17 protein-coding genes, 1 tRNA gene and 1 riboswitch are annotated in these 22,439 nt (G+C 43.1%); of the genes, 6 read left to right on the forward strand and 12 right to left on the reverse strand.

Annotated features, from left to right (window positions below; genetic code table 11):
• The first annotated feature begins 322 nt into the window (after positions 1–322).
• The 5 genes from ONT19_RS05850 to thiH all read left to right on the forward strand — a co-directional run bounded on the left by ONT19_RS05850 (position 323) and on the right by thiH (position 5,049).
• Positions 323–748 (forward strand): Fur family transcriptional regulator, encoded by a 426-nt coding sequence (locus ONT19_RS05850; RefSeq protein ID WP_117692436.1) that lies wholly within the window; start codon positions 323–325, stop codon positions 746–748.
• An 83-nt stretch (positions 749–831) separates the two neighbouring features.
• A riboswitch (TPP riboswitch) is annotated at positions 832–926 on the forward strand.
• A gap of 124 nt (positions 927–1,050) precedes the next feature.
• Entirely contained in the window at positions 1,051–1,248 is a 198-nt protein-coding gene (gene thiS / locus ONT19_RS05855) for a sulfur carrier protein ThiS (protein WP_006848697.1), read from the forward strand.
• An 87-nt stretch (positions 1,249–1,335) separates the two neighbouring features.
• Complete coding sequence (locus tag ONT19_RS05860; RefSeq protein ID WP_117585967.1) at positions 1,336–2,109, forward strand: thiazole synthase; 774 nt, start codon at positions 1,336–1,338, stop codon at positions 2,107–2,109.
• Between the two features lie 92 nt (positions 2,110–2,201).
• Entirely contained in the window at positions 2,202–3,896 is a 1,695-nt protein-coding gene (thiC, locus tag ONT19_RS05865) for a phosphomethylpyrimidine synthase ThiC (RefSeq protein WP_089542781.1), read from the forward strand.
• 4 nt (positions 3,897–3,900) lie between these two features.
• Positions 3,901–5,049, forward strand: a complete 1,149-nt coding sequence (gene thiH / locus ONT19_RS05870) for a 2-iminoacetate synthase ThiH (RefSeq protein ID WP_117692438.1) — start codon at positions 3,901–3,903, stop codon at positions 5,047–5,049.
• 73 nt (positions 5,050–5,122) lie between these two features.
• On the opposite strand, the gene ONT19_RS05875 is transcribed toward thiH, so the two are convergent.
• The 8 genes from ONT19_RS05875 to ONT19_RS05910 form a co-directional block, all read right to left on the reverse strand.
• Complete coding sequence (locus ONT19_RS05875) at positions 5,123–5,650, reverse strand: DNA-binding protein (protein ID WP_264952960.1); 528 nt, start codon at positions 5,648–5,650, stop codon at positions 5,123–5,125.
• A 200-nt stretch (positions 5,651–5,850) separates the two neighbouring features.
• Complete coding sequence (locus ONT19_RS05880; protein ID WP_234699075.1) at positions 5,851–6,075, reverse strand: DUF4248 domain-containing protein; 225 nt, start codon at positions 6,073–6,075, stop codon at positions 5,851–5,853.
• Between the two features lie 91 nt (positions 6,076–6,166).
• The gene (locus tag ONT19_RS05885; RefSeq protein ID WP_264952959.1) at positions 6,167–7,222 is read right to left on the reverse strand and encodes a DUF6371 domain-containing protein; all 1,056 of its coding nucleotides are present in this window, start codon (positions 7,220–7,222) and stop codon (positions 6,167–6,169) included.
• 253 nt (positions 7,223–7,475) lie between these two features.
• Positions 7,476–8,516, reverse strand: a complete 1,041-nt coding sequence (locus ONT19_RS05890; protein ID WP_264952958.1) for an AAA family ATPase — start codon at positions 8,514–8,516, stop codon at positions 7,476–7,478.
• Positions 8,509–8,682, reverse strand: coding sequence for a hypothetical protein (locus ONT19_RS05895; RefSeq protein WP_181976412.1), 174 nt, complete (start codon positions 8,680–8,682; stop codon positions 8,509–8,511). The genes ONT19_RS05890 and ONT19_RS05895 overlap by 8 nt, the downstream gene beginning before the upstream one ends.
• A 415-nt stretch (positions 8,683–9,097) precedes the next feature.
• Complete coding sequence (locus ONT19_RS05900; protein ID WP_264952957.1) at positions 9,098–10,381, reverse strand: hypothetical protein; 1,284 nt, start codon at positions 10,379–10,381, stop codon at positions 9,098–9,100.
• A gap of 599 nt (positions 10,382–10,980) precedes the next feature.
• On the reverse strand, positions 10,981–15,054 hold the full coding sequence (locus ONT19_RS05905; RefSeq protein ID WP_264952956.1) for an Eco57I restriction-modification methylase domain-containing protein: 4,074 nt from the start codon (positions 15,052–15,054) through the stop codon (positions 10,981–10,983).
• Between the two features lies 1 nt (position 15,055).
• Positions 15,056–16,057: a restriction endonuclease subunit M gene (locus tag ONT19_RS05910; protein ID WP_264952955.1), complete on the reverse strand. Its 1,002-nt coding sequence runs from the start codon at positions 16,055–16,057 to the stop codon at positions 15,056–15,058.
• A gap of 739 nt (positions 16,058–16,796) precedes the next feature.
• Between ONT19_RS05910 and ONT19_RS16305 the strand changes: the two genes are divergently transcribed.
• Positions 16,797–16,961 carry a helix-turn-helix domain-containing protein gene (locus ONT19_RS16305; RefSeq protein WP_367399989.1) on the forward strand — a complete coding sequence of 55 codons (165 nt, stop codon included), beginning with the start codon at positions 16,797–16,799 and terminating at the stop codon, positions 16,959–16,961.
• Between the two features lie 11 nt (positions 16,962–16,972).
• Here the strand turns inward: ONT19_RS16305 and ONT19_RS05915 are convergent, their stop codons facing one another.
• The 4 genes from ONT19_RS05915 to ONT19_RS05930 all read right to left on the reverse strand — a co-directional run bounded on the left by ONT19_RS05915 (position 16,973) and on the right by ONT19_RS05930 (position 22,316).
• Positions 16,973–18,328, reverse strand: a complete 1,356-nt coding sequence (locus ONT19_RS05915) for an MATE family efflux transporter (protein WP_264952954.1) — start codon at positions 18,326–18,328, stop codon at positions 16,973–16,975.
• 172 nt (positions 18,329–18,500) lie between these two features.
• Positions 18,501–18,573 (reverse strand) — tRNA-Lys (locus ONT19_RS05920).
• A 128-nt stretch (positions 18,574–18,701) separates the two neighbouring features.
• Entirely contained in the window at positions 18,702–20,006 is a 1,305-nt protein-coding gene (locus ONT19_RS05925) for a S28 family serine protease (protein WP_264952953.1), read from the reverse strand.
• A 72-nt stretch (positions 20,007–20,078) separates the two neighbouring features.
• Entirely contained in the window at positions 20,079–22,316 is a 2,238-nt protein-coding gene (locus ONT19_RS05930) for a patatin-like phospholipase family protein (protein WP_264952952.1), read from the reverse strand.
• Between the last annotated feature and the right edge of the window lie 123 nt (positions 22,317–22,439).

The raw sequence follows: 22,439 nt of genomic DNA on the forward strand, positions 1-22,439 counted from the left end.
GGAAATGGCAGAAATGCCAAGTATTAATTTTTTTAAAAAAGGATAACGATTATGAAAACAATGTATGCAAACATCAAGAAGGTCTTGAAGGCTATTCTTGCAGATTACATGACCGCAATGGAAATGTATGGTGAGGCTTTGAACAGAAGCCGTGGTTGTGCTTGCGCATAAGGGTTCCAATCCCTTCATGCTGCGGCATAAACTAGATTGAAAGCAAAAAGTAATTACGTTTAAATAAAGAAAAAGCGTGTAAGTTACCATACTTACACGCTTTTTTTGTATCTTTGCAACCAGTTAGTAAAAATTTTAAAAAGAAGAAACGATGAACTCACAAGATATAATCAGCAGGCTGGAATCGAAAGGCATCCGTCCAACCGCCAACCGCATACTCGTAATGAAGACCCTGATGGGCGAACAGAACCCGCAGAGTCTGAGCAATCTGGAACGAAAAATGGTATCGATGGACAAGTCGAGCATCTTCCGTACCCTTACCCTCTTTCTGGAACATGATGTGGTACATGCCTTCGAAGATGGGCGAGGCGTACTCTGCTACGAACTCTGCGAAGAAAAAGGCGCCTGCGATCATCACGACGGGCACATTCATTTCTACTGCGAATCTTGCCAGCGTTCCTTCTGTATGGAGGATATCCATATTCCAAGTTTCGAGCTGCCCGAAGGCTTTTACCCCCACTCTATTTCCTTTGTCATCAAAGGCGAATGCCCGGATTGCAGAAAGAAACACCAGTAAAGCGAAAGGTACATTCTGCGTTAATTTAGCATAAATATTTTTGAAATTCTATTGTTTTTCCGATATTATCATTACTTTTGCAAGCGATTATCACGGGGTGCTGAAAGATTCGGCTGAGATGATACCCATTGAACCTGATGCAGGTAATGCTGTCGCAGGGATATTTGATAGCGCTTTATTTTTTCTCTTAAGGCTTTCATCTGGAAGTTCACCGTGTTTGATTACATATTATCTTATCATCGCTTTCGGGCGATAGAAAAGCGTAAACAAACGGATTATTCATTATATAAAACGAACAGAATATGAAAGTAACTATCAACAACAAAGAGACCGAGACACAGGCTAAAACCATCAGGGAGTTAGCTCAGGAACTCGATTTGCCAGCTACAGGAGTTGCAGTAGCTATCAGTAACGAAATGGTGCCTCGTGATGAATGGGAAAACACAATCATCGCAGAAGGAGCAGACATCGTTATCGTAAAAGCGTTCTGCGGAGGATAATGGTCTCAGAATACTGCGGAAAAGAATCACCCAAAAGTACTTTTCCTACAGAAATGAAAACAAAAATAACAACTCTATAATAAAACAATGGAAAAATTAGTAATCGCAGGCAGAGAGTTTAACTCCCGCCTCTTCTTGGGTACAGGAAAGTTTAACAACAATGCCCTCATGGCTGAAGCCATCAAAGCATCAGAAACAGAAATGGTTACTGTTGCTATGAAACGTATCGAACTCGAAGACAAGCAGGACGACCTGCTCTCTCATATTGTGCAGAACCCAAATATCCAGCTCCTTCCTAACACCAGTGGCGTGCGCAACGCCGAGGAGGCTGTCTTCGCAGCACAGATGGCTCGCGAAGCTTTCGGAACCAACTGGCTCAAGCTCGAAATCCACCCAGACCCTCGCTATCTTCTTCCAGACTCTATCGAGACGCTGAAGGCTACCGAGAAACTGGTAAAACTCGGTTTCGTGGTATTGCCATATTGCCAGGCAGACCCTACCCTCTGCAAGCACCTCGAAGAGGCTGGTGCTGCTACCGTGATGCCACTTGCTGCACCTATCGGTACCAACAAGGGATTGAGAATGAAGGACTTCCTGCAGATCATCATCGAGCAGGCTACTGTTCCAGTTGTAGTAGATGCAGGTATCGGTGCACCTAGCCACGCTGCCGAAGCTATGGAGATGGGTGCCAGCGCTTGCTTGGTTAACACAGCTATCGCCGTTGCCGGTGACCCTGTAGAGATGGCTAAGGCATTCAAGGAGGCAGTCATCTGCGGTCGCCGTGCTTACGAGGCAGGTCTCGGAGCCATCAGCGATTGTGCTGAGGCAAGTTCTCCACTCACCGCATTCCTCAACGACTAATTATAATTATAGATAATAAAAGGCATGAAGGATGAAGGCAAAGAAGCAAGAACGCTCTTTTTACCCTTTTACCTTTTTACCTTTAAAAAATTATGCCAAACGATAAGAAAGCTTACGCCCAGAGAGAAAAGGCGTATATGCAGGGAAAACTCTTCCCACAGATCAAGGTTGGAATGACCAAGGTAAACCTCACTCCTACTGTTGTGAAGGATGAGCGCGGCATTCCTCATACAGAGCCAAACGCTCCGGTTTACATCTACGATACCAGCGGTCCTTACAGCGACCCTAACTATCAGGTAGATTTGAAGAAGGGCTTGCCAAGAATGCGCGAGCAGTGGATTATCGACCGCAACGATACCGAGCAGCTCAAGGAAGTTACCAGCGAGTATGGCAAGCAGCGCCTTGCTGACCATAGCCTCGACCACCTCCGCTTCGAGCACATCCAGTTGCCTCGCCGTGCACAGGCTGGCAAGCACATCACCCAGATGGCTTATGCCAAGGCTGGCATCATCACTCCAGAGATGGAGTACGTGGCTATCCGCGAGAACATGAACTGCCAGGAGTTGGGCATCGATACCCATATCACCCCTGAGTATGTGCGTGATGAGATTGCACGCGGACGTGCCGTTCTTCCTGCCAACATCAACCACCCAGAGAGCGAACCGATGATCATCGGCCGCAACTTCCTCGTAAAGATCAATACCAACATCGGTAACTCTGCCACTACCTCCAGCATCGAGGAAGAGGTAGATAAGGCTGTATGGTCTTGCAAGTGGGGAGGCGATACATTGATGGACCTCTCTACCGGCGACAACATCCACGAAACCCGTGAATGGATTGTGCGCAACTGCCCTGTACCAGTAGGAACCGTGCCTATCTACCAGGCTTTGGAGAAGGTAAACGGCAAGGTAGAGGATCTGAACTGGGAGGTATTCCGTGATACCCTCATCGAACAGTGCGAGCAGGGTGTTGACTACTTCACCATCCATGCCGGCATCCGCCGCCACAACGTGCATCTCGCCGACAGCCGTCTCTGCGGAATCGTGAGCCGTGGCGGTAGTATCATGAGCAAGTGGTGTCTCTATCACGATCAGGAGAGCTTCCTCTATGAGCACTTCGACGATATCTGCGACATCGTGGCACAGTACGACGTAGCCCTCTCTTTGGGCGATGGTCTGCGCCCAGGCTGTATTGCCGATGCCAACGATGCAGCCCAGTTTGCCGAGTTGGATACCATGGGCGAGCTTGTTACCCGTGCCTGGGACAAGAACGTGCAGGCATTCATCGAGGGTCCTGGTCACGTGCCATTGCAGAAGATCAAGGAGAACATGGAGCGCCAGCTCGACCACTGTCACGAGGCACCATTCTACACCCTCGGCCCATTGGTTACCGATATCGCTCCAGGTTACGACCACATCACATCAGCCATCGGTGGCGCCCAGATAGCATGGCTCGGCACTGCCATGCTCTGCTATGTAACACCTAAGGAGCACCTCGCATTGCCTAACAAGGAAGATGTGCGCACAGGTGTGGTAACCTATAAGATTGCCGCTCATGCAGCCGATTTGGCAAAGGGTCATCCAGGTGCAACTATCCGCGACAACGCCCTCTCCAAGGCACGTTTCGAGTTCCGCTGGAGAGACCAGTTCCACCTCTCTCTCGACCCAGAGCTCGCCTTGAAGTATTTCGAGGAGGCAGGTCATACAGACGGTGAGTACTGCACCATGTGTGGTCCAAACTTCTGTGCAGCCAAGTTGACACACGATTTGAGAAAGTTTAAAAAGTAAGAAAATGTTTTCAGACGAATTAAAGAATATCAGTTGGGAGGAGACCACGGAGCGCATTGCTCGAATGACCGATAACGATGTGCGCCGTGCCCTTGCCAAGGACCATTGCGATGTGAACGACTTCATGGCGCTGATTTCACCTGCAGCCGAGCCATACCTGGAGGTAATGGCGCGTCTTTCCCGCAAATATACCGAGGAGCGCTTCGGCAAGACCATGTCGATGTTCATTCCTCTCTACATCACCAATTCATGCTCTAACTCCTGCGTGTATTGCGGTTTCCATCGTGAGAATCCGATGGCACGCACCATCCTCACCCCAGAGCAGATTGAGAACGAGTACAAGGCAATCAAGCAGCTGGCTCCATTCGAGAACATCCTTCTCGTTACGGGCGAGAACCCAGCCAAGGCAGGCACCCCATATCTTGCCAAGGCAATCGACATCGCCAAGAAGTATTTCTCTAACGTGAAGATTGAGGTGATGCCACTCTCTACTGAGGATTACAAGACCCTCGCCGACCATGGTATGAACGGCGTAATCTGTTTCCAGGAGACCTACAACCACGAGCACTACAAGCTCTACCACCCACGTGGCATGAAGAGCAAGTTTGAGTGGCGCTGCGATGGTTTCGACCGCATGGGTATGGCAGGCGTTCATTCCATCGGTATGGGTGTGCTCATCGGCTTGGAGAAGGAATGGCGCACGGATGTAGTGATGATGGCTCATCACCTGCGCTACCTGCAGAAGCACTACTGGAAGACCAAGTACAGCGTGAACTTCCCTCGTATGCGCCCTGCACAGAACGAAGGTTTCCAGCCAAACTGCTTCATGACCGATAAGCAGTTGGCCCAGGCAACTTTCGCCATGCGTATCTTCGACCACGATGTAGATATCTCCTACTCTACCCGTGAGCCAGCCTACATCCGTGACAACATGGCAACACTGGGTGTCACCACCATGTCGGCAGAATCAAAGGTAAATCCTGGTGGTTACCATACCTATCCTCAGGCATTGGAGCAGTTCACCGTAAGCGATGAGCGTACCGCCAAGGTAATCAATGCGAGATTGAAGGAATTGGGCAGAGAGCCAGTCTGGAAGGATTGGGATGCCTCATTCGATTTCTTCGGAAAACTGAAAGAAGAGAAAGTTGGATAAAAAAATCCTCGTCCGGTTTCAAATATCGGACGAGGATTTTTAATTTTAAGGCTGCCTTTTGTCTCAGAAGGCTTTATTCTAAGCCATCACCGCTGTCGGTATTACCTTCAGATGAAGAACTTCCACCAGCCTGACTGTTGTCTCCGGTAGTTGTATTGCCACCAGCGATGTTACTACCTGAACCACTGCCTGAACTTGCAACAAAAACATTGCTTGCTCTTCTCACACTAGCCGAAGTGTTAAGGTTGGCATTGCTCAATGTACCAGTAGCACGGGCTCTGAGCTTCACTCCGGCAATATTGTTTACCGCAGTAAACTCAGCCTCGGTCTTGGCTCCCTCCTTGTTACGGATACCCACGCTGAAGATGGCAAGGTTGTCTATCTTCACATTTTTACCAGCCAGGAGCTGCTCCTTGATACACTTCACCATGGCAGTCATCATGCCCAGGCACATCGCCTCGGTGAATCCGGTATTGTGCTCCTCCATGTGCTTGGCAAGTTCAGCCAAATCCATCGTCTCTTCCACCAATGGGAAAGCATACCACTTAAGATAAGCAAGACTCTTCTTGTTCTTGTTCTGCTTCAAAACATACTTAATCATACCTTTCAGAATTTTGAGTTAATTACTGCCGATTCCGCATCTCCATATTCCTTCAGAAGGTATAGGATCCATCACCCCATCGGGTAGAGAGTTTCATCGAGTAAACCCCTTTGGTTTACACAGCAAAGATACAAAATTCCATCAAGTCATTCATACGATACCATACGTTGCGTGAGATAGCATACTTTATCAGGATTTTCTTATGGTTCACCTAGATAATCGATGATGAGAGCTACCTCTCGGGGTGTAAAAAACTTTGCCGTCTTACGATAGCCGAGCTTCTGAAGTCCGTCAACAAGTTGCGGAATGCGATACACCCAAGCCATCAGATGGTTTACTGCCGTATGAGCCGAATTGGCTGTTGGAAAATAGAGCCAGGCAAGCTCTGATTTTCCATAGGCTCTTACTTTAAAATTTGTCATCATATTTACATTTTAAATTTGCATTTTAATTATTTTTCTAACCCTTATACTTACGCCCTCTAAAGATGATACTTACGGAGCGTAAACCTTATGTTTAGAAGGGGCAGACATCTGGAGGAGGTGGCAGCAGAAATTCGGGTTTCTGCTGAGCCTCACCCAACAGGATATCGGCAATATCGGTATTCGCCTCAAACTGCTCCATGAAGTCCACCACCCTATAATCCCGGCATCCGCTCCTTGCCATCTGCTCCTTCCACTTGTCATACTCTCCGCTATCGGGATAAACCACGAGTCGCCGATGCTGCAAGGGAATCAGTTTATCGGTCTGCAGATTACCACATCCGCCCGTTGCCAGCCACAGGTACTGCGGATAGCGGCAGGCACAGATAAGCGATGTCTTCTCACTCTCCACGATGCATACCGTCTTAGCGGGATAGCGGGGAAGCAGATGCTGTCCAAAGAGCACCTTTTCGGTATTCTGAAGTTGCGGTCCTACATGAGAACGTTCGCAGATGGAACGCATGGTATTGGCCCATCCCTGCACCCGATGACCGTCATTGCGATAAGCCATCAGCTTGGCATCATGCACCCGCTGCTGTTCGTCTATCAGCCAGAACACCACTGCCCGGCCATAGTTCACTCCCTGCACAACGACGTCTCGGGCAGTACCTCCCACACAATAATCGGCTAGCACCTGCCGGGCATCACCACCGATGTTCAGGCCTTCAAACCACATACTGAAAGCACTCGGTCTCAGCATCGCCTTCTGTACCCATTCAAGGCTGAAGAACTCGGTCTGTCGCCTATCCTGCGGTTGCGTCATCAGTCTGTTCTTATGAACGTTCAGGGCGTTATCTGAGTCCTGTCTCCTGTTTCCCAATCCCAGCAAGGGTTTACCGTTTACATATTCCGTCTGGTAATCTTCCCTGCAGCTAAGTTCCGGATGATCATGGAAGTATTGACGCGGTGGATAATGATAGCCGCAGGATGCCGTATGGTCGCATTTACCACAGTCGTCAGCCACATACTCACCCGTTTCCAGGTCCACATATCGGGTAAAGCACTTCTTGCGTCCGCATTGAGGACAGACATAGCGGTTGGCTCCACCGGCATGATAGCGCTCCAAAATAAATCTTATATCATTCTTCATTTTTTCTGAAATTTAATGATAAAAAAATGTATCAGAGTGTATCATTTCCGAATCGATACAAAACAATCATTAACCTATTGATATTCAGAAGGTTATTATGTATCAAAGATGATACATTCCCTTTGCTTCAGATACAGCAGCTGTATCACTTATGATACAGTCTAACTATATCTATATCAATTAATTAAGTATCATTTTGTATCAAAAATCGGAATGATACATCCCTGATACAAATACTTACTTCTTGTAAGGCTTACTTGCCTTTTCTGTTCAAGCCATTGCTCTTGGCAACACGCTGAACCATACTCAAACTGGTACCCAGTTTGTCAGCAATATCCCGATAAGAAGAACCGTTAGGCTGCTTGAGTTCACGAATGATATCGCGCTCCAGTTCTGCCCTTTCATCTCTTGATCTTGGCAAATGTGCCCGTTCCTCATCATAGCCACCATATTCAAAATGGAGCCATCCGTCAGAACTGGTCAACGTAAGTTCCTGCACGTTCTTGAAATCAAGTTCGATTGGGAGAGAACGATACTTCAGCTGAATGAGGTAGCGCATGTTCTTGTCCTTTCTCGATTTGTTGAAACCAATTACGTTATCGGCAAGGTTACTGAGAAGCTTACTACCAGCCAAGTCGTCTATTGTAAGTGGATCACCCGGCTTACGCTTAGGCACATGGGCAAGGATGAGCATGGTACAGTTGTGAGTCATACGCATAGCTACCAGTTGCTGCATGATTTTTCCAGCTTCAGCTGCCTCCTTAGAATTGATACAGAGATTGGTAAAGTTATCTATGATTATCACCTCTATATTCAGTTCCAGTGCCATTCGCTCAATCTCAGAAAGAATCATGCTCTGGTCGGTAACATCGTGCATCTTGGTATAATCGATGCTAGCGTGGTAGAGTGCATCAGGACTATCCTTGTTGGGATATCTCAGAGCCAATTGTAGCTGCGAAAGCTCAAAGTTGACATAAAGTACCCGCTTTCCCTGTTCAGCCAACTCAATAGCTATCTGAATGGCGAGGACTGTTTTACCCACACCTGGACCGCTAAAGAGAATCGTAGTCTCTTGTTCTACCAGAATATGGGGGATAAACTCCTTCGGAGGTTTCATTTTCCGACCATCCTTCAAGTACTCATTGAAATGGAACACATTGAAAAAGCTATCCCTGCCCTGCTGCTGAGCAACCCCCGGAGCAAGAGCCTGAGCCTGTTTCTGGGATTCAGTCTGCAATTGAGCAGCCTGAGCCATGAATTCATCCAATTTCTGTTTAGAATCAATGTTAATCATACCGTTCTCCTTTCTTGATATAATCAACAGATTCATTACTTGCCATCATCTCCTGCACGTGCTTGCGATAAGCCGCAGCCAGAGGGGCGTTGCTGTGGAGTAAATACTCATTGAGGATTTCTCCGATGTAACGAGGGGCAGATGAGCTTGACTCAAAACTCCCCATACTAACATAATTATTATGTTTCATCATAAAATGGCAAAAGATGTGTTCCCAAAGCCTCAACAGGCATCTTTTGCAAGAAACCAACACTGCGAGAGACTTATATATCGCAATGCTCTAAGAATCTAGCTTAATGCGCATGACTATCTTGGTTTCTGGTTGCAAAAATAGTAAGAAATAATAAGAATCGGACAGCTTTTACTAGACTTCTATTTTTAGCAATTTAGGATAAATATGAGCTTTAAAAGTGCGCTTAGGATAAAAACAGCCTATTATCATTACAAGGTAAGACCATTTAGGACAACTTAGCTTTTATTTTATCCCAATTAGGATAAAAACATTCAGTTTAGAGAACAAAAAAAAGGATTGCCGGCAATAGACAATCCTAAATACTAGTATGCGCATATATAAAAAAATCCTATGAATCGAGAATTTCTTTTACCTTTTCATCAAAGGCCTTTTTCTTATTATCATGATCAGACATATTGTTCTTTGCATAGTTAAAAGCCTTATATATTTTATCTACATCTGCCTCTTGATTGCGCAGTTTACAAAAATATTCCCTCATCAGTTTTTTCATTGGACAGGTAAGTCTGACAGAAAGATCCATATCTTCAACCATGAATGCCAGAAGTTCGCCATCTGTAAGACTTTTTACCTGATGATTGCATCCCTCATATTTGGTATTTTGCAGTTTAGCAAAATTATAAATGAGTTTTCGTGTATTTAAAGCAGCTTTCTCTCGCAGCATAGGATCCTTGATGCTTTTGAAAATATCATGCTCTATCTCTGTTAATTTTCCATAATGATTTTCCTTATCTTTAAGAAGTATAGAAAACCAAGGGAATTGTCCTGTTGTAATATAATGATAATAAAAAGGAGCAAGATCTATAATTGTCTTGTTATAGATACTATTAAGCATTTGTGCATCTATTTTTTTCTTTGCCATCTCAATCATGTCTTCATCGATGTTATTCGCATCCTTAATTTTCAAATCAGAAAATGCTTGCTCGATATTTTTATTTAGAATGATACGTGCCTGGATAGGATTCGAATGCAGGCTTTGAGCATAAAGATCAATTGCCTGCGCATATCTGTAGGTTCTAAGGAAACAAAAAATAATTCTCTTATAAAGACCAAAAATCTGCATTGCGTCTTTACCGGCACATTGCTTTAAAGTATAAAGCGATATTGAATAGTTATCGCTGCATACAGATGAAGACTTATGAAGGTCATGGCGAATAGGTGCTCCTGCAGAATTCCACATTTTTCGACCATGCTTTCTTGTATTGCAAAATTGTCTAAAGAAAGATTCCTCAATTTTAGCGAATTTCTCTGCTTGTTCAAGATAAGCAGCATAATCCCTAAAACAAGTTGGAGTATCACAAGCATACATCTGAACCCATTCGGCACCTGCCTTTTTAATATTGCATTCATGCCCTTCTGCTTCAACAAGGATTTCAGAAAGATACTTTTTAAAAGCATCGCAATCATTAGTTATAGAAGCATTTACTAGGGCATCGACAAATCTATCTTCTACTATCTTAGAATCAACAAGGGAAGAAGTGTAAAATTCTTCATCAAAAGGAGAGATATTGCCAAAAAGGTCGGCCACAAAAGAGTTCTTTTTGGTACATAAGCATTGCTCAAGGCATTTACCTATTATTGCAACTGACTTTGCTGTCAAACCATTATAATTCATACTTTGTTTTTAATTATTTTACCTCTGCCAGCCTTTAGCAAAGTTGTTAATAAATTCCTCCTTTCCAGGCTGAGCCAAGAAAGTTGGTGGCGATAGTTTCGCAAGCTGTTATCCTGTGTTGGCTTACCACCCACCATTCGCCTACAAAATTAACAAAAATATTTCAAAAATAAGACAAACTTACTTATTTTTTTTTTCAATTTCTGTATATTTTATGCTACATATAAATAAAATGCACCTAAAACCCATATTTAAGTGTATTTAATTTACTATAAACAACTTAGCGAAATATTTTATCATCCATTTCACAATAGTTTCTGATAAGGAAATAAAGGGTTGCAATCCATCTTTCCGATGATTGCAACCCTTTATAGAAGACCTTTAGGTAAAAGTTACCACAAAGCCACTTTACCTACACCTGTTATTTCTAATGAAGCAGGGATATTTAAAGTTTCTCCCTTTTATACTATAGTAATCTTCGTATCATCCCATACCAAACTGCGCTGAAAGTCTGGCAACCGGGCTTTACACAAAGGACATCAAACTTTTTATCATGTGATTCTACAGCCATTGTTTCAAATCGTTTTTATTATCAAACATTACTGCATCGCACTTACATTACTTTCTATAAAATCAATCTCATCTTGCGTGAGATTATACTTTTGGTATAAAGCAGTATCAAGTTCGGGGATAGACAAATCCCAATTTATGCCTGATTGTTGCGTAAAGTTCTGAAGAGGAACCGCTCTCCATGCCTCTCTTGTGGTATGCTGAGTAACTTTAAATATTCCCAACATACAACGAGCAAATTTTGTTTTAACATACTTTAAGCAAGACTGCGCTTCAAATAAAGTATAGAAATTTCCAGCAGAAAGGAATGTCGTATTTTGGGCACAATAAGGACCACAAACAAAAGGATCGGACAAACTTTCACCAAATTTACCTGAACCATTAGCTACAGGAAATGCAATCTTATAGCTTTCAAAGTTATCAGGCAACTTTAGATACTCTTTCTTTATCCACTTTGCAATTCTCGTATCATTCTCTCTGCCTACAACTAGAGCATAGCCGTCACCAGCAGGCTTCTCATCCGAGAAAACCTCTGGGAAAAGCGAGAACGCAGTAGTACCTAAATCAAATCGATGCCCTTTACTTTGTCTTCCTTCCAGTTCAGGGTTTTCTTTATAGAACAACTCGGTTAACTGGTACAAATCACGTGAATATACTAATTTTGAGAAAGACTCTTCACCTAGTGATTCTACCTTTTCTTGTATTGTACGTAATTCATCATGAAGAACAAAAGTACCAATTGGTCCTATAACGTTTTGTTTATCCCACATAGTTACAGCAACTCCGCCTTTAATGTCCACAGCATCAAACACCTCATCGCTCTTCTTCCAATATTTTACTACTTTAAAATGCTCATCATTAAGCATCTTTTGATTCCATGCTTTTGGAGTTTTACCTGCATTAAACAGGAATCGTCCAGGGTGTATCAATGTACCTAAGTCACCAATCTCCATACCTATACTAATGAAATGATGGTATAGAGGTTCCTTGTTTACTCCTACCTGGTAAGGAGGATTGCTTACGACTGCATCAAACTTCATATTTCTATTATTATTTGCTTTCCAAAATTCTTTGCCATTTTTCACATCTTCCACAAAATGCTGTGGATTGTTCTTTAGAGTCTCAATGATGTCTGCATTGTTATTACGTACGTCTGTGTAACACTTTGCATTGACTTTAATATTAGAGAAACCGACAAGTGTGCGATTGGTAATTCTTTCAGCCATCTTGGTTTTACAAACCACAAAGATGTTCTTCTCTATCACTTTTTTCCATACGTCAGCCTTTTCTTCATTAGTCAACTCGGGACCAAAACCTTGTTGTTTTTTACATTGAAGACGATACAACGTATAAGCCATATATAATGGATATAGGCCGGTCTTTGAATTGAGTTCTAGAATATTCGGCGCTGGCGTAAAGAACACACGCTTTGTTACTTCTCTGTCTTCACCCACAAACCGAGGTTCAGACAAGAGATCTTCATCTCTATGTTTCTCTCCAAAGAAATCATAACCACCCACTGTATCACTCAGGTGCATATTGACTACTCGCCAAGGAGTAAGAACAGTTTCCTTGTCAGGATAGCGGAATTCAGAGATGATGTCTGCTATTCCGTTAACACGCTCATCTACAGGCTTACCTTCTAAAGCATTGACCTTTTCATAGATAGATTCAGCCCATGCTATGAAGCGTTCGTTCTTTATAATATGTGCAACCTTGATAAAGTCTGCTTTGGTTAATCCTTTAGGCATAAACTCCTCCCACGATTTTTCGTCGATATCCTTGACAAACTTATCAATGGTAAAAGAATCACTCAATTTGTCTATAGCTCCATAAATGAGCATAGGGAAACGAATGATGATTTTTTCGAGTATCTCATATGCCTGATCGCCCTTAGTCTTATTCTTCTTGCCAATTTTAGGTTCTTTAGGTTCCTTAATTGTCCCCGAAGATGAAGAGCTTGTTGTAGCACCTTCGCCAGTAACTCCTTCGCTGTTAACCTTTACCTTTCCTCTGCTTTTTTTACCAGATGAAGACACGGACATTTTTGCATCTATATTTTTCAACAATTCAAACACATCATTACTAATATTATCTAAATTGTCGAATAGTTTACGAGTATGTCCTCTCATAATCTCTTCCGAATAGGCACGATTGACCTGCTTCATAAAGCTACGAGTATCAAAATTGACAGTCTTGCTTCCATCAATGCTAATGACAGAACAAAATCTCAGAAAGCGTTCAGTCTCTTGAGCTTTCTTCTGACCAAAATTCTTGCTACCACTACCACGACTTATTTCTGTCAGATAATTATCAATAACCGTCAATGTACGATCAGGAGCAAAATCGAAAGCATAGCATTCACGCTTTGTCTTTCCCCTGAATGGGGTCTGACAACGGAAGATAGTCTGAAGATAACGAGCAGCCTTCGTCTCATATGAACCAGACAGCATCAAGACGGCCGTCCATTCTGGAACACTGACACCAGTCGTACATCTGCCACAAGTCAGAGTAATTGTTTTCTCATGAGTTCTGATGGCATTTTGCACTTTAGCCAAAGCTTCAGTTTCCTTCTTATCACGTGTAGCGTTATCTTCGTTTTCACGCTCAATATCACTATCACCCTTGCCAGCAATGTTTACTATTTCATAGTCACGGAAGTAGTTATCCTCCTTATCTTCACGCAATATAGCGCTCAGACAACGAGCCGCATCTACACCAGGAATAGACCACAGTGTATGTTGAAAATAATCACGATACTCGCTTGTTGCAAAAGGATAATTGAGTTCTTTATTCTCACCATCCTTAGTCATCAGTTTGAGAAAAGCACGTACATCATCTTCATGCACGAATTTATCCGTATCAGCGTCAACACGGAAAAACTCTGTAAAGTTGAAATAGTCATTTTCGTCATGACTATAATTAGTCATCACTTCACCAAGATTGTAAGTACATATATTCAATCGAGCCAATCCCTCGTAAGGATTCTTCTCGTCAGGATGCTCCTTGGTCCAACGTTCCTTGGCATCCTGCTCCATATTGTAATCCCATCGGTAGATTTCCTTCTCTTTGAAAAGCTTTAGAATATTATATGGCGTACCTGAGAGATACAGGCTCTTCATCTGTTTGTTCTTCTGGAACTCTGCAACTACAGCCTTTCCTTGTTCTGTACGAATACCCTCATGAGCCTCATCGATGATAAGCAAATCCCATTTCTCCTTGAAAAGTTCGTTGTTCTTGTCAAACTTACTTTTCTTGTTTACAGTCTTTGAGCCACGGATATCCTGAATAGATGCAAAATAAATATATTTATAGTCTGGATCATGCTCGGTATATTGTTTCAGCACCTCCAAACCACCTGCAATCTTTTGTCCATCCACAAGAAGTTTATTCTTTACACGAGTTACATAGTGGAATCCTGGCAACTGCAACAAATTGAAGTCTTTGAACCAACCATCACGAACCGCCGGACGATGGGTAAGTATCAATACACGATTAAAAGGCTTACGCTTGACAACTTCCAAGGCACACAGTGTCTTACCAAAACGCATTTTGGCATCCCACAGCATTTTGGAACCATGCAGAAATTGAGTAAGAGTTTTTGTAACAGCTAACTCCTGTTCTTCTCTCAGTACAATCTCTGTCTTTTTCTCTCTTGCAGATGCAGTTTTCCAATCCTTTCTCTCAAGAAGTGACTGATTATGCTTAACTGCATTAATAGCTTTTATTACCAATTCTGTCGTTACAGGATACCATTCCTTTGGATTGTATTCTAAATTAGCAAATTCAACAGCATGATAACCACTGTTTTCCAAAACATCATGTACATCATGATCATCAAAGCCAAATTCCTCACCATCAGCTTCATAGATAGCAAGTTCGGTATATTCCAGTTTATACTCAATAGCTGCGGTACCTGTTTCTTGAGTGATTCTTGCTTTTGCAGCCTTTATCAACAGTTCGCAATCAGGGGTAAGGTCTTGCCACTTTTTAAAATAGTTGATAGTAGCCTTACCCACTTTGAGCATATTGTCATGCCTGCCATCATCTATACTGAACGCATAGATGAGTGTATAGTCGTATGTAGGTTTATGCTTTGCCATATTACTTATTATTGATGAGATCAACAAATCTTATATTTTCACCAGCAGGAGGCTCCTGCTTATGCCATTCCTTTATCAGGCAAAGAGTCTCGTCTTCAAATAGTTCTTGGTTATTTGACATTCTTTGCAGCATTGGAATGCCCTCTACTCCAGGCAATGTTCCTTGAAGTCCATCCATTTGCCAAATGTTCCATGAAATGACTTCAACAGGCTTTTCCAAAGCTTCCTTTAAAGGAAATTTTCCCCACTTATCAACATAGAAATCTATATAAGTCAACAATAAAGCCTCACGAGCAAGAAGAACATTATCCCCTTGCCAATCAAATCCATAAACAGATTGCAAGGCTCTGAGAGCCCATCTTCGCCACTCACGTTTATTTAACTTTGTTGGTTCGCTCTTGGTAAATTGATTTATCAACTTGAATTTGCGGTCTAGCAAACCAATTCTGTCTTGAACAGGAATGATTTCACCTGTTGTGACATCATATCTGCTTACCAGATATGGAGCCTCTCCACATGCCATTTCCAGTCTCTGGAGTTTTACATACTGCTTCCAATCATAATTATCAGGTATATGTATCTGACCTTTTGGAACAGAAGTCCATGTCTTATCAGCATTTTCTGTATTGAATATTCCTTCTGTTCCGAACCAAGCATCATCAAGCAAATTGTTCTGAGAGTTGCATATCCAAGCTGGTGTAAATACTTCCGCTTTATCCTCAGTTCTTGATTTACGCAGTTCTTCATTCTTCAAAATACGAGGTTTGATGATGCCGTTGTTTTCACCAGTAACGAGGTTTGGAGTAATTGGTTTATCCTTAGCATATGATTCACCCATATAGGAGTAGTCATTTGTACCCCAGACAATATATGAAGCAGAACCAGAATAATGAGTTCGGGTTCTATCTATCAACAATGAGTCAAGCAAACCTGAGTAAAGCTTACTTATCTCATCCTCCGAGATATCGATTCTGTTTATATCTATTGAAATTGACTTAGTCATATCTATTCTGTTTATCTTCTTATCTATAGCGAATCGCTTTATAGAATGAGTGCAAAAATACAAATAAATATTGAGAACACGACGAAAAAAATAAAAAATCATAAAGTATTATCATAAAAAATATTTTTCCGCTTATTTAGTTACAATATTTGGCTAAAAAATGATTCTGCCAATGAGACCAACAAAGTGAAGGTTATTACCAACGAAAAAACTAAGGAACCATCAAATACGATAGAGTTATTGAACTCTTATATATAAAAGGTATAAAGGGTTGCAATCCATCTTTCCGAAGATTGCAACCCTTTTTCTTTTATCCTTATCTAATGACTATCATCTATAGTCAACATCATAACGTGGCATTAATGAGAAAAGAAACAAAAAATAAATTTCTAATCTCTCAAGCACCCTACCGGCACAACATATACGCCGTCCTGCGGACGCTGGTAGGCATATTTACCGACACCAGTCAACACCATTTTGAAAGAAGGAGACTTCATCTTATCGGTATCTATTTTACTTAATTCTTGCTTTATATTCTTTCATAAAATCTCATTTTTAATTCTTGATACAAAAATAACATATTTTGCTGAATATCAAGCAAATAAAACAGTTTAACCTTGTTATTTTCCTATTCCGTTGTGGCAGTTGGCGCTTTTTCGTTGTGGCAGTTGACCCAATTCTGTTGTGGCAGTTGACCCAAATTTGTTGTGGCAGTTGGCGAAATTATTGCTTCTGATACATGTTTTATCCTGTTTCATGGGCCATCACCGGCAACATAAAGAGCCGCAGCTACGGCACCTGCAGAGAAGTAGGCTTCAGCTATCCCAACCATTTCGCCCGCCTCTTCAAACAAAAGACGGGAATGTCTCCTAGTGCTTTCAGAAAACAGCTGTTAAAAGAATAATCATGCCTGTATCAGGAAGCAACGATGGAATGACTGAACTTATGATGCTTGACCATCCAGCGGTATACAACCACACAGATGATAACAGAGAACAGCGAACCGAACCACGTCGTGATACCCATAGGATAGAGCGTATCCGGATACATCTCTGAGGCAAGATAAGCCAACGGAATTCTTACCAGGATGACCGACAGGAAATTATAAACAAAAGAGATGATGGAATAGCCGCAGGCTGTAAACAAGCCTGAGAAGCAGAAGTGAATGCCGGCAAAAAGACAATCATAAATATATCCCTGCAGATAAACAGCTCCTTTTTCTACAACAACAGGATCATCGGTAAAGATACCCACTGCCACCTCCGGGAAAATCTCCCAAACGGCAATCATCAGCATGCCATAACCCAAGATGATGACAAGAGAACAGCGCAAAGTTTTAAGCACACGTTCTAAATTACCTGCACCATAGTTTTGGGAACAGATGGCAGATACGGTAGACAGCATGGCAGAAGGAAGAATAAAAACCAGACCGATAAACTTCTCTACGATACCCACAGCACCGGCATCATACACACCTCGTCCATTGGCAATTACGGCAATGGCAAGAAAGCCCAACTGGATGAAACCATCCTGCATAGCTATCGGGAAGCCTATCTTCAGAATACTTTTTACCGTCTGACGGTTTGGACGGAAATCATGTCTGTGAACATCAAATACTTCTCGGTGACGCCTGATAGCAATGAGGGCTACTATCACACTGAACATCTGCGACAAGGTAGTACCCAATGCCGCACCTCGGGCTCCCCACCCCAGATATCCGATAAAGAAAAAGTCGAGAAGGATGTTCACCACACAGGCTACAGCAACGAAATACATCGGACTCTTCGAATCACCCAACCCACGAAAGATTGAAGCTATCACATTATATGCCATGATGAACGGAATGCCGATAAAGCATACCATGAGATAATCACGGGTACCTTCCACAGCCTCTGGTGGCGTATCCATCAATCGGACAATACCATCACGGCAACAAAGCAACACCAGCGCCAACAATATACTCAAGATAAAGAACATGGTAGCAGTATTACCAATAACCCGGGAAGCCCGGCGCTGATCCTTTGCACCGATGGCATGAGCCGTATTCACAGTAGTACCCATAGCTAGACCGATGACTACGCAAGTAACAAAATACATTACCTGCGCACCATTAGATACAGCCGTAGTACTATCTACATTACAATATCTACCTATCACGAAAAGATCGGCCAAACCATAGAGAATCTGTAGGAAATAAGCCAGAATATAAGGTAACAAAAAGGTCGTGATATTCCCCCAAATGCTACCTTGTGTCAAGTCTGTTCTATTCATCGGTTGCAAAGATACTATAAAAAACAGAAATAGCGAGACAATCTTACTTATTTTTTCTCAAATTCTGCAAATTTGTGATATATCACCAACATTCACGGAGCCGTGGTTACCTCATACCGGACATACAAAAAAAAACTCCGAAGAATCAAGATTGATTCTTCGGAGTTTTTTGTACACCCTTAGGGATTCGAACCCTAGACCCACTGATTAAGAGTCAGTTGCTCTACCAACTGAGCTAAGGGTGCCTCTGCTAAAAGCTTTGTTTTCAAAAGCGAGTGCAAAGGTAATACATTTTTCTGAAACCACCAAACTTTTATGGATATTTTTTGAAAAAATCTTTCATTTTATCCATTATGATTGGTTCATGGAAGCATTATTCCTTCAGCCAACTACCTATCAGACTGATGATTTCCTGTCTTATAGGCTCTGGGAACGACAAGATGCGAGTTTTGTGCGAACCGCCATGACACATATAAACATGCAGGTTCTTCTTGTTCTTGGTGAAAGGCAAGCCGTAAATGCCCGAAGCTCCCCATGGGTCGATATCACCATAAATATAAACCATCTTCGGATCATTCTTGGTCAGGAACTCTACCGTATGATTATAGAGTGCTGGCGAGAACTTCACGTTTTCTGCCCCCTTTGGCACCATCAGTTTCTTCAGATAGCCCTTAGCTGTCTTGATACTGAGATATTTCTTGAATGGTTTGGTATAATAGCCGTAATAACCCAACTCCCGGGCTGCCTGCACATCAAATGAGGCTGTGGCATTATAGTTGGTGAAATAGTCTGGTTCACACATGTTGATCCAGTAATCAAACACCGTCTTGTCATCTGCCTCTCTTGCAGGAATCTTGTTGATGTCTTCTCCCCACTGCCAGAAAGCAAAGGCGTATTCGAATACAGAGTAATCAAAAATCTCTGCCAGCGGAGCATTGAATACATATTTCTTATCGTTGCAATATTTCTCGAACATTGGCAGCAACGCAGCCTTTCGCTTGAAGAGGAGCAACTGGAAATCGAGCACCTTCTGTCGGTTTTCCTTGGTTGATACCTGATATTGCAGGAACTTCTCATGTCGTCCATCCTCCACACCCTTGTTGAGCGGAGCTACGTATGGCACAGAAATATCTACATCATCAGGGAAGTAAGAACGGTAGAACATCGTAGTCTGTCCACCCTTGCTGATGCCGGTAGCAATCCATTTTCCCTTGTACATCGCATGCAGGGTCTGGTTTACATGATGCAGATCATAGAGCGAATTCTCAACGGTAAGATAATCCCAGTTGCAAGGACTAGGCATCGACTTGTCGAAATAACGGTACTCTACGGTAATGATATTCGTATCGAAGAGTTTGGAAAGTTCTTCAATATATCCTTCACGCAGCGCATAGTTGGCATTATATCCTTCTGTCACGAGCACGGTAGGACGGTCGAATCCTCTATGGCAGAGCACCACCCTCTGTTCGAAATAGCCCTTGGATGCATCCTTGGCATCGAGCTGTTGCTTGATAAAGAACACATACTTTTCCGGGAAATGCGTACTTTTCAGCGTTTCCACGTTACTTACTCCAGGCAATGCAGCCAGTTGCTTACCAGCCACGCCCAGTTCTGCCGCCAGCATCTGCAAAGGCAGGATGAAGAGCAGCAGCATCAATTTCAAAAATCTCAGTTTCATCTGATTCTCTCTTTTTATTTATTATATTCTAAAATTCAAGATTGCAAAATACATTCTATATGTTTTCTAAAATCAGAACAAGAATCCTGCATTGATATAGAATCCTACATTCTTACCCAAGCTAGAATAATTAGCCTGAATGCTTACCGGACCCAATACGAAATCATAGGATGCTCTCAAGGCTCCTCCCCACAAATCATCACCGATGAGAATATGGGAAAACTTGCGGGCTTCCTTGCCATACTCTCCCAGAGCGGTAAGATAGAACTTTCCTTTCACCCGATAGCGGAAACCAAGCTGACCTGTCACCACATTGCGCTCCAGCAGATGAACATGCTGCGCACTCTCCCATGCCACTTGCCAAGGCAGATAGTAACCGTCAGCTACTCCACCTGCATAATTCTGATAAATGGCTGGTACGGAACTGCCAAACAAGAAGCGGCTCTTGAGCTTAGGAAGCAGATAGAATCTGGAATTGAGACGTACGGCACATTCTCCTTGAAAAACAGCTTCACCGAAAGGATTACCATCAGCATAATGTATTCCATCATCCGTATGCAGAATGCCCTGAACCTGAATGCGGCTACCACGGGTCGGGAAATAGCGGCGGTCGTAAGTATCCATCACAACAGATGCAAAGTAGTTCAGAAAATGGTCTGACGAACGTGTCTGTATGCTTCCGTCGCGTTCGAACATATCAGAATGATAATGATAATAATCAAACTGCACTCCCGATTTCAATCTGAAATTACCGATATCGCGGGTATAGAATCCAGCGAAAGAATGCGAAAGAAACTCCAGGGCATCCAACTTATGCTTATCAGCATAAAGGTCGAAATCATAATGAGCCATACGATAGGAAATGCCAATTTTCGCTCCGAAAAGGTTGCCATAGGCATATTTCATTTCCAGATATGGATTACGGGAAATGCGTCCTGTAAAGGCATAATGATGACGGGTAGAAAACTGCTGGTTATTGGATATCTGAGCTATGACGCTCGCCAGATCCTGCGTATCAAAACGTGCACCTACACTGATTCTTCTGGATTCGTTGGGTTCCAGCATGAATACCAGGTCATAAGGTTCCTCGTTAGACTGTCTGTATTCTACACGCGAAAAGATATTCAGTCCCCTGAGCATAGCAAGTGTGCCATCTATCTCCTCAGGACTGACTTCCGAATTCTCCCGTAAAGCAATTTTCTTTCTAATCCACTTTTCCTCCTCTCCGCTGATGCCTTCTATCCGGATGCTTCCTATATGATAAGCTTCCGTCTGAGAAGGTTTCGGCTGTTTGAGGCGTTTATCCTGTAATGTATCATCAGAGGCTACAGAATCACAAGCATCAGCATAGATATACTTTCTCAGAGCTATCAGCTCATCCCATTTCTGGCGGGCAGCCTGTTCTCCCCGCTGTATCATGGTATCAATGGCTTCAGACTGGAAGCTGGCTGCCGAATAACCTTTCAGAGAAGGATTGATATAAAGATCGGCTTCAGCCATATTCTTCCGGTATTTGTTCTGCCCCATCATACTTATGAGCTGTTCAACAACAGAAGAAGCCGATTTCAGTTCTTCCTTCTTCTTCCAACCGGTACTCAAATCTACACAGATAATCACATCCGCTCCCATTTCCTTTGCCACATCAACCGGCAGATTGTTCAAGGCGCCTCCATCCACCAGCATCTTCCCTTTCCATTCTACCGGAGCAAACACGCCCGGTATCGACATGCTGGCACGCATCGCCAATGGCAACGAGCCCGATGAAAACACGACCTCCTTGCCTTCTACCAGATCTACCGCCACGCAACGGTAAGGAATAGGCAGGTTGGAGAAATCATCCACCTGATGATACCCCACGGTAAGTTTAGAGAAAAGGTTAAAGATATTCTGCCCCTTCACATAACCGGTTGGCAACGAGACCTTTCTCTCTTTGGAAAGAGGAATATGAACGATATATTTCTCCCTTTCTTCTTTAGAAAGAAAAGTCTCCGATTCACGTTTCACCTGGTCGCTCAAAAGGAAAAGCCAGTTCTGGTTACGGTAGAGGCTATCAATATCAGCAGCATCGTAGCCGATGGCATAGAGTCCGCCCACGATGGCACCGATACTGGTTCCGGCAATATAATCTACAGGAATATCAGCCTCTTCCAGCACCTTGAGCACACCTACTTCAGCCGCGCCCTTGGCACCACCTCCACCCAACACGAGCCCCACCTTCTTGCGTGGCTGCTGGGCTTGCAGAGGAGTATATGCAAAGAAGAAGCAGAATAAAACCAAAAAACATAATATCTTATCTCGATGTACCATCATATTGCTCCTTATTAAAATGAATAACTGACACGGCAAATACTCTTCACTCTTCACCAACCCCTCTGAAATACCGATAAACAGGGCGGTTGGCGAAGGTGAAGAGTTCTCTGAAACTCTTCACCA

The sequence above is a fragment of the Segatella copri genome (genome assembly GCF_026015625.1).
Taxonomy (GTDB): Bacteria; Bacteroidota; Bacteroidia; order Bacteroidales; family Bacteroidaceae; genus Prevotella; species Prevotella copri_H.